10 protein-coding genes are annotated in these 8,941 nt (G+C 73.3%); 7 read left to right on the forward strand and 3 right to left on the reverse strand.

The features are described from left to right. Positions 1-481: MFS transporter (locus FAF44_RS51665; protein WP_237110854.1), on the forward strand; the 481-nt coding region annotated here is incomplete at its 5' end. Positions 482-532: 51 nt separating this feature from the next. Here FAF44_RS51665 and FAF44_RS51670 read toward each other — a convergent pair. Further along, on the reverse strand, positions 533-1,870 hold the full coding sequence (locus FAF44_RS51670) for a S41 family peptidase (protein WP_237110855.1): 1,338 nt from the start codon (positions 1,868-1,870) through the stop codon (positions 533-535). Positions 1,871-1,958: 88 nt separating this feature from the next. On the opposite strand from FAF44_RS51670, the gene FAF44_RS51675 reads away from it, so the two are divergent. The 3 genes from FAF44_RS51675 to FAF44_RS51685 all read left to right on the forward strand — a co-directional run bounded on the left by FAF44_RS51675 (position 1,959) and on the right by FAF44_RS51685 (position 4,741). Then, positions 1,959-2,612 (forward strand): response regulator transcription factor, encoded by a 654-nt coding sequence (locus FAF44_RS51675; protein ID WP_237110856.1) that lies wholly within the window; start codon positions 1,959-1,961, stop codon positions 2,610-2,612. Further along, positions 2,609-3,709, forward strand: coding sequence for an ATP-binding protein (locus FAF44_RS51680; RefSeq protein ID WP_237110857.1), 1,101 nt, complete (start codon positions 2,609-2,611; stop codon positions 3,707-3,709). The genes FAF44_RS51675 and FAF44_RS51680 overlap by 4 nt, the downstream gene beginning before the upstream one ends. Positions 3,710-3,841: 132 nt before the next feature. Beyond that, on the forward strand, positions 3,842-4,741 hold the full coding sequence (locus FAF44_RS51685; RefSeq protein ID WP_237110858.1) for an NHL repeat-containing protein: 900 nt from the start codon (positions 3,842-3,844) through the stop codon (positions 4,739-4,741). Between the two features lie 7 nt (positions 4,742-4,748). Here FAF44_RS51685 and FAF44_RS51690 read toward each other — a convergent pair whose 3' ends face one another. Further along, positions 4,749-5,417: a TetR/AcrR family transcriptional regulator gene (locus FAF44_RS51690; RefSeq protein WP_237110859.1), complete on the reverse strand. Its 669-nt coding sequence runs from the start codon at positions 5,415-5,417 to the stop codon at positions 4,749-4,751. 234 nt (positions 5,418-5,651) lie between these two features. Here FAF44_RS51690 and FAF44_RS51695 point away from each other — a divergent pair, with 234 nt between their 5' ends. Next, the gene (locus FAF44_RS51695) at positions 5,652-6,557 is read left to right on the forward strand and encodes a MurR/RpiR family transcriptional regulator (RefSeq protein WP_237110860.1); all 906 of its coding nucleotides are present in this window, start codon (positions 5,652-5,654) and stop codon (positions 6,555-6,557) included. Positions 6,558-6,616: 59 nt separating this feature from the next. Here FAF44_RS51695 and FAF44_RS51700 read toward each other — a convergent pair whose 3' ends face one another. Then, positions 6,617-7,609: an aldo/keto reductase gene (locus FAF44_RS51700; RefSeq protein WP_237110861.1), complete on the reverse strand. Its 993-nt coding sequence runs from the start codon at positions 7,607-7,609 to the stop codon at positions 6,617-6,619. A gap of 177 nt (positions 7,610-7,786) precedes the next feature. On the opposite strand from FAF44_RS51700, the gene FAF44_RS51705 reads away from it, so the two are divergent. Both FAF44_RS51705 and FAF44_RS51710 read left to right on the forward strand, forming a co-directional pair. Then, on the forward strand, positions 7,787-8,590 hold the full coding sequence (locus FAF44_RS51705) for a helix-turn-helix transcriptional regulator (protein WP_237110862.1): 804 nt from the start codon (positions 7,787-7,789) through the stop codon (positions 8,588-8,590). Between the two features lie 33 nt (positions 8,591-8,623). Next, positions 8,624-8,941: NADH-quinone oxidoreductase subunit H (locus tag FAF44_RS51710; protein ID WP_237110863.1), on the forward strand; the 318-nt coding region annotated here is incomplete at its 3' end.

Here is an 8,941-nt window from a genome sequence, read left to right on the forward strand (position 1 = left end):
GGCGGCGGGGACGGTGGTGGTGGTGTTCGCGGCGGCGGGCGCGGCCGGCAAGCCGGTCATCGGGCTGGCCACGGACCTGGCCGGACGGGGGCGCAAACGGCCGGCGATCGTGGTGCTGCTGGCGTTCGCGGGCAGCCTGCTGGTGTTCGGCGGCATGGACTCGGAGACGGCGTTCCTGATGGTGGCGGGGTTCGCCGGGCTGGGGGCCTACCTGTACTCGCCGCTGCTGATCGCCATGGTGCCGGGGCTGTCGGGGATGGCGCTGGCGGGCTCGGCGGCCGGCGGGATGAACGCGCTGGCGCAGCTCGGCAGCGTCACCGTGCCGGTGGTGGTGGGGGCGATCTACCAGGTCACCGGCTCCTTCACGGCCGCGTTCGTCGCCCTGGCCGCCGGTCCCGTCGCGGGGGCCGTGGCGCTGTTGTTCGTCCGCGAGGCCGGGATCCCGGCGGGCCGCCACTCCCGGCAGCGCGCCCGCGCCTGAGCCGGGCGGGACCGGGCCGGCCGCTGCGGCGAGCGCGCTGTGGCGAGGGTGTCAGAGCAGTTCGAGCGCCTTGGCCACGCCTGGGTCGTGCCCGGTGGCCAGGTCGAGGGCGGTCATGGGGGCGTGGTGGTCGACCGGCACGCCGATCGTGTCGATGATCTCGCGGGCGGGCCCGAGGTGCCGGACCCTGGGCAGGAGCAGGACGCTGCCGTCGTCGAGGAGGTACGCCTCGCCGGGGCCGGAGACGGCCCCGGCGGTGCGGGTCCCGACGAGGGTGCCCAGGTCGTTGTCCTTGACCGCGGCGCTGAAGTCCTCGCAGGCCGAGGCGCATCCGCGGTCGGTGAGGACGATCAGCCGCGAGCCGAGCAGCGGGACGCTGTCGTCGGTCCGGTTGGGCACGCAGTCGCCCTTGAGCGGGCAGAAGTAGCTGGTGACCTTGCCGTGCGCGAACGCGCCGAGCAGCCGCGTCACCTCGCGAGGCGACCCGCCGCCGTTGCCGCGCAGGTCGAGGACCACCGCCTCCGGTTCGTCCCGCAGCTTGGCGATGACCTGATCGGCGGCGCCTTCGGAGAATCCGGGCAGTCGGACGTAGGTGACGCCGTCGGCGAGTTTCTTCGACGTCACCGCCGGAGGCTGCCGCGTGACGGGGCCCTCTGTGAGCTCGACGGTGCGGGTCCGTCCTGTGGTGGGGCGCTTGAGCGTGAGCCGTAGGGTGCCGGGGGCGGTGATGGCCTGGACGAGGCTCTGGTTCACGGTGTCGCCGATGAACGCCGGCACGCCGTTGGCCTTGACCACGATGTCCCCTGGCCTGATGCCGGCCTGGGCGGCGGGGCTGCCGGGCAGGACCCGGGTGATGAACAGCGGCGGCCGGGCCGCGGGGTCGAGCTGCGGGCCGTACTCGGCCGACACGCCCGCGATGCCCGTGCCGGTCGGCTCGCCCTGCGACGGGTCCGGCTGAACCCAGCGGGCGTGGTTGTCGTGCAGCCCGGCGACCATGCCGGTGATCGCGGCGCGCAGCGCGGCGGAGTCGCCCCCGCCGAGGACCCTCGCGACGGCCGCCCAGTCGGTGTCGCGGTTCCCGCTCAGGGCAGGCAGCCTGAGGTCGGCCCGGTCGGCGCCGCGCCGCATCAGGTCCTGGGTGTAGGCGGCGAAGGCGCTCTGCAGCAGCGTCTTCGGATCCATGACCGGGCCGCTGTAGTAGTTGTCCAGGACGCAGAAGTACGCCTGCCGGAGCGTGTTCGCCGAGGTCGGCGGTGCCGATTGCGGCGGTGGAGCCGTCATGGCGGCGCAGTCCCCACCTGAGGTGCCGGCCGGTGCGGACGATGCGAGCGCGGGTGCGACCGCGGAGCAGGCCGTCACCAGGACGGCGGCGCAGAGTGCTCTGATCATGGCCGCCAGCGTGGCCCGAAGCGGGTTGCACGGTCGTGAACGGATCCGTTAACACCGGTGCAACCCCGGTTCGGGTATGAACGTCGGCATGCGGATTCTGGTGGCGGAGGACGAACGCGACCTGGCCGATCTCGTGGCGGTGGGGTTACGCCGCCATGCCATGGCCGTCGACGTGGTGTACGACGGCGCGGCCGCGGTGGAGCGGCTGGCGGTGCACGACTACGACGTTCTCGTGCTGGATCGGGACCTGCCCGAGATGCACGGCGACCTCGTGTGCGGCGAGCTGGTGGCGCGGGGCAGCCGTACCCGGATCCTGATGCTGACGGCGGCGGCGTCGGTGCCGGAGCGGGTCGCGGGTCTCGGGATGGGAGCCGACGACTACCTGCCCAAACCGTTCGACTACACCGAACTGGTCGCACGCGTGCAGGCGCTGGGCCGGCGCAGCCAGTCGCGGGTGCCACCGGTGCTGACGCGGCACGGGATCGTGCTCGACCGGCACCGGCTGCAAGCCTCGCGCGACGGGCGGCACCTGCACCTTTCGCTCAAGGAGTTCGCCGTCCTGGAGGTGCTGATGAGGGCGGACGGCGCGGTCGTGAGCGCCGAACGGCTGCTCGAAGAGGCGTGGGACGAGAACGCCGATCCGTTCACCACGGTGGTGCGGGTCCTGGTCAGCCGCCTGCGGGCCAAGCTGGGGAACCCGCCGTGCATTCAGACCGTCCCCGGCGCGGGATACCTGCTGTGACGACGATCCGGGTCCGGCTCACGCTGATCTACTCCGGGCTGTTCCTGCTCACCTCGGTCGTGCTGCTGGTCACGGTCAACATCCTGCTGAGCCAGGCACTGGACGCGCGGCTCGCCCGGCTGCCCGGGGGCGCGGGAGCGCCGGCGGCCCCGGCGGCGCCGGGGACCGCTCGGCCGGGGCCGCTGCCCGAACTGGTGCAGGGCGTGATCGTCTACCAGTGGGAGATGACCACCTTCACGGTGGGGATCCTGACGCTGGTCTCGCTGGCCGTCGGATGGCTGGTCGCCGGGCGGATCCTGCGGCCCATCCACCGCATCACCGCCACCGCGCAGCGGCTGTCCCTGTCGACACTGCACGAGCGGATCGCGCTCGCCGGGCCGACCGACGAGCTGAAGGAACTGGCCGACACCTTCGACGCCATGCTCGACCGGCTCGAACGCTCCGTCGAGGGGCAACGGCGGTTCATCGCCAACGCCTCCCACGAGTTACGCACCCCGCTGGCCGTCCAGCGGGCGGCGATCGAGATCGGGCTGCCCGAGGACGCCCACGAGATCCGCGGCACGCTGCTGCGCCACAACCACCGCGCGGAGCGCCTCATCGACGCCCTGCTGGTCCTGGCCCAGGCGGAACACGGCCTGACCGGCAGGAGCCCGGTGGCCGTGGACCAGGTGGTCCGGCGTGCCCTGGCGGAACGAGCCGCGGAGCACGTCACCGTGACGGAGCGGGCGGAGCCGTTCGTCGTCGACGGGGACCCCGTCCTGCTGAGCCGGCTCGTCACCAACCTCCTCGACAACGCGGTCCGCTACAACCGTCCCGGCGGGACCGTCGAGGTGACGCTCTCCCGCGGCACGCTGACGGTCCGCAACACCGGCCCGCACGTGCCCCGGGAACGTCTCGGCGACCTCTTCGAGCCCTTCCGGCGGCTGCACACGACCCCCGGGCAGGGCGCCGGGCTCGGCCTGTCGATCGTCGCGGCGATCGCGAAGGCTCACGGAGCCGACGTACGGGCGAGCCCCAACCCGGGCGGCGGGCTGGAGCTCGTCGTGGCTTTCGCGGGCTCGGAGCAGACCTCCCCCGCAGGAGGAACGGCGCGGTGATCCCGGGCTTGCGTTAGAGCGCGCTCCAATCCCTAGCGTTACCGCCATGACCTTGGCATCACCGCCGGCTTCCACCCTCCGCGAGGATGTGACGCCGCCCGTCGGCGCGCAACGTTCCGGAAAGGGTTGATCATGCGCCTCCCCTCCGCCCCCGGCCCGAATCGGCCGCGCCTGCTGCTCGCGAGCGCCCTGCTGGTCACCGCCCTGTCGGCATGCGCGGCCGACGGCGGAACGCCGCAGGCCGGAGCCGGTACCTCGGCGACCGGCCCGGCCACCGTCGGGCCCTCCTCCGCCCCGGGGTCCCCGGCCACCCCCGGCGCCGCGCTGCACACCGGCTTCTCCGCCCCGACCGGCATCGCCTACGCCCCCGACGGCACCCTGTACGTGTCCAACTGGTCCGCGGGCACGGTCGAGCGCATCACGTCCGACGGCCGGCGCTCCACCTTCGCCGAGGTCCCCTCGCCCGCGGGTCTGGCCATCGACGGAAAGGGCGATCTGTACGTCGCCGGCTACTCCGACGACGTCATCTACCGGGTCACCCCCTCCGGAGCGCGGCAGACCTTCGCCACCGGCTTCCACACCCCGGCGGGGATCAGCTTCGACTCCCGGGGCGGCCTGCTGGTCTGCAACAGGGCCAGCGACGAGATCGTGCGCGTCACGCCGGAAGGCGTGGTCAGCCGCGTGGCGGGCGGGCTGCGTACCCCCGTCGGAGTCGTCGAGGACTCCACGGGAACGATCTACGTGTCCAACTACGTCGGCGGCGTGGTCTCCCGCCTCACCCGTGACGGCGGGGCCGAGCCGTTCTCCGCTGATTTCGAGGGCCTGGGCGTGGGCCTGACCGTGGACCGCGACGACCGCCTGTTCGCCGTGGACCTGGCGGGTGGCCAGGTCAAGCGGATCGAGGCGGACGGCCGGGCCGTGGCGGTGATGTCCGGGCTCGGCTCCCCGGTGGCGCTCGCCGTCGATCCCGACGACGTCCTGCACACCGCCACCTGGGGGGATGGGGCCCTCTATCAGGTGCCCCGCGGCTGAGGGGCTCTCACGCCAGCGTGATGCCGTTGATCAGCGTGTTGATGGCGAACCGGCTGCGGGCCGGTTCGTCGGCGTCGGGCAGTTTGCCGCTGAGCGCGTGCAGGCGGGGGTAGCGCTCGGGCGCGGCCTCGGCGTATGCCTGGCTGACCTGCTGGGCGAGGTCCTGCCGCCGGCGCGCGCCGGCCCCCACCGCCCGCATGGGGGCCGAGTGCTCCACGGCGGAGGCGGCGACGAACAGGGCGAACAGGTCGAGCGCCAGCACGGCCGTCTCGTCGGGCACGCCGCCGAGCTGCATCAGCATGAGCAGGTGCTCGCTGATCCGCATCGCCCCCGGGCCGAGCTGGACGGTGCCGAGCGCCACCGACCCGAGGCCCGGGTAGGAGGCCAGCGCGTCGATGGTGCCGCTGAGGGAGGCGGCCAGTGCCACGCGCCAGTCGCCGCCGAGGCCGGCGGGCGGCAGCGGGCAGCGTTCGTAGACCGCGTCGAGTGCGGCGTAGAGCAGGTCGTCGCGGTTGGCGAAGTAGGCGTACAGCGACGCGGGGCCGGTCTCGAGCGCGGCGGCGACCGCGCGCAGGGTGACCGCCCTCGTGCCTTGCGCGGAGATGAGCGTGAGCGTCGCCTCGATGATCGCCGCCCTGGACAGCGGCGCTTTCGCCGGTCGTCGCCGCCGGGTCACCGGGTTACCGATTCAGGCACGGCGCCACCCTATCAATTGACACGAACAACGTTCGCGTCGAACAATGTTCGCGAACAATGTTCGTCCCAGAGGCGGTTCCCCGCTGCCGGGCCCGACCCATGAGCACGGCATCGCGGGGGCCGCGATCGCGGGTCCGGCCCGGACGCCGGGCCCGCGTCGCGCCCGTGCCGCCGGGGCCCCGGGTTCGAACAGACCGAGGAGGTCGTGGGCCACATGAGATCCGCTGAACCACACGACGGGAGCGTCCGCTCCGAGCGCCTGCCTCTCCCGCCGGCGGTACGCGCCCTGGAGGACGCGTTACCGGCGCTGACGGGCAAGAAACGACAGGCGGCCGAATACTTTCTCGCCCATCCCGAACAGGTCGCCTTCGGCTCGCTGCGCAAGACCGCGCTGGCGGCCCGGGTGAGCACCGGAATCGTGGCCAAGCTCCTGTACACCCTCGGCTACCGGTCCTACGAGGTGTTCAAGGGCGACTTCCAGGAATGGGTGACGGGCACCCGCGACTACTTCGGCATCGCCCAGGCCGAGCCGCAGGACCGGGCGGCGGGCCGGACGCTGCTGCAGAGCATCGCCGACCACGACATGGCCAACATCGGCCGGACGAACACGCCGGGCAACCGCGCGGCCATCCGCACCGCCGCCAGACAGGTGGAGGCGGCCCGGCGGGTCTACGTCATGGGGATGCGGGGGGCGAGCTGCGTCAGCGTCTACCTGGCCTACCAGCTCGAGTTCGTCCGCCCGGACGTGATCCTGCTCGACGACGCCCACGGCACGCTGGTCGACCGCCTCAGCGACTTCGACCCGAGCGACCTGCTCATCGTGATCTCCTACTACCCCTACACCCCGATCACCGTGAAGACCGCGCGCTACGCGGCCGAGCTGGGCATGGACGTGGTCGCGCTGACCGACCGCGCCGAGTCCCCGGTGGCCGTCGCGGCGCAGAACCTCACCCTGACGTTCTCCGTGTCGAGCCCGTGGATCTACAACTCGATCACCTCAAGCCTCGTGCTCGCCCAGGCCCTGGTCGCCGAGACGCTCGCCGCGCTGGGCGAGAGCGCGATGAACTGGGTCAACGAGCGCGACCGGCTGTTGTCCCGGTTCTCGACCTTCGACAGATGACCGGCGCGGCGCCCGGCCGCCCGGCCGGGCGCCGCCACGGGGCTCATGACCGGGCCCGGTCAGGGGGTGGACCGGTCGATGTTGCCCAGGTACGCCGCGTTCCCCTGCTCCCCCGCCGCGGCGCCCGGCGGGACGAGCGCCTCCAGCCGGCGCACGGTGGCCTCGTCGAGCGGCACGTCGGCCGCCGCCGCGTTGGCGCGCACGTTGGCGGCCCGGCGCGTGCCCGGGATCGGCACCGCGCCCCGGTGGATGAGCCAGGCCAGGGCGAGCTGCGCGACCGACAGCCCGCTCTCGGCCGCCAGCGCCGCCACCGAGTCGGCCAGCGCGAGGTTGCGGTCGAGGTTGCCGTCCTGGAAGCGCGGGTTGCCGCGCCGCCAGTCGCTCTCGTCCAGCTCGGAGCGGGCGCGGACGGCCCCGCCGAGCAGGCCGCGCCCCAGCGGGCTGTAGGCGACGAACCCGACCCCCAGCTCGTCGCACGCGGGCCGTACGTCCTTCTCCGGGGCCCGGTTGAGCAGCGAGTACTCCGTCTGCAGGGCCGCGACCGGGTGCACCGAACAGGCCCGCCTGAGTGTCTCGGGCGACACCTCCGACAGGCCGACGTGGCGCACCTTGCCCTCCTCGACCAGCTCGGCCAGGGCGGCCATGGTCTCCTCGATCGGCGTGGTGGGGTCGAGCCGGTGCAGGTAGTACAGGTCGACGTGGTCGGTGCGCAGCCGGTCGAGGCTGGCCTCCAGCGCGGAGCGCACGTACGCGCGCCGCCCGAGCCCGGGCAGCAGCCTGCCCTGCTCGTCGGAGTCGCCGCCGAACTTGGTGGCCAGCACCACCTCCTCCCGCCGCCCGCGCAGCACCCGCCCGATCAGGTTCTCGCTGTGCCCGGCGCCGTAGACGTCGGCGGTGTCGATGAACGTGACGCCCGCGTCCAGCGCCGCGAGCAGCGCCTCGATCGCCTCGGGCTCGCTGACGTCGGCGTAGATCCTGGGCGCGAGCGTCATCGCGCCGAACCCCATCGCGGAGACCACCGGGCCCTGCCGCCCGAGCGTGTGGAATCGCATCTTCTCCCCCTGGTGAGCAAGCGGTGTGACGAGCCTGCCCGGGTATGCCCGAGCCAGCCGGTGCCCGAACCTGCCCGGTACCCGCGGGGCCAGGCAGACTTGGCCCATGACTGCCCCCGTGTGGTTCCGCGCCCCGTACGCCGAGCGGGACCGGCCGGTCGCCGGCGTGCTCGCGTGATGGCGATCCATTCGCTGCCCTCGGGGCCGGGGCCGGGGCCGTACGAGGTCGTGGTGCGCCCGTCGCCGCCGCGGCTGCGGCCGTACGTGCTGGGCTGGGCCGGTTTCCGGGCGCGGGCCGGAGCCGCGCCGCCCAGCCGGATGCTGCCGCTCAACGCGGCCACGCTGATCGTCGATCTCACCGCGATGACCGCGATCGTCACCGGCCCGCGCGCCGAGGCGACGCCGCCGTCCCGCACGCCCTGGCTGAACGGGGTGGCGGCCGGGCTCACCCCCGCCGGGATGGCGGCGCTGACGGGCACGCCCATGCGCGAGGTGGCCGGCGCGACCGTGCCGCTGGAGTGCCTCGTGGGCGACGGGGCCGCGGAGCTGGCCGGGCGGCTGGCCGCGGCGCCGGGCCGGGCGGCCCGGCTCGGCCTGCTGGAGCAGTGGCTGACGGCCCGGCTGCGGCCCGCGTCCTGCACCTCCGACGGCCTGATCCTGCACGCCTGGCGGCGGCTGCAGCAGCCGCCGGACGGGCGGCTGACGATCGCGTCCCTGGCCGACGAGCTGGGGGTGAGCCGCCGCTACCTGGAGCTGGGGTTCGGCCGGGTGGTGGGCCTGACACCCAAGACGGTCGCCAGGATCGCCCGCTTCCAGCGGGCCGTGGACACGCTCAGACGTCCCGTGGCCACCCTCGGCGCGGCGGTGGCCTGCGGTTACGCCGACCAGCCGCATCTCAGCCGCGAGATCGGGGCGATGACGGGGATGACCCCGAAGCGGCTGTGCGCATTCGTTCAAGACGTCGATCGGCTCGCCGAATAGCGTGATCTTCCGCTCTCAGGAAGGCAGTGCTCGATGACAGGCGTGCTCGCGGCCGATCCCACCCTCGCCGACTTCGGCGCGGACCCGCTGTGGATCACCGTCATCAAGGCCGTGCTGCTGTTCCTCTTCCTGTCGCTCGGGGTGGTCTTCGGGGTCTGGTTCGAGCGCAAGCTGATCTCGCGGATGCAGCACCGCTACGGCCCCAACCGGGCCGGCAAGTTCGGCCTGCTGCAGTCGGTCGCCGACGCGATCAAGATGGGGCTGAAGGAGGACATCTTCCCGCGGACCGTGGACAAGGTGCTCTACCTGCTCGCGCCCGTGATCATGGTGGTGCCGGCGTTCCTGGCCTTC

The sequence above is a fragment of the Nonomuraea sp. MG754425 genome (assembly GCF_021699195.1).
Classification (GTDB): Bacteria; Actinomycetota; Actinomycetes; order Streptosporangiales; family Streptosporangiaceae; genus Nonomuraea.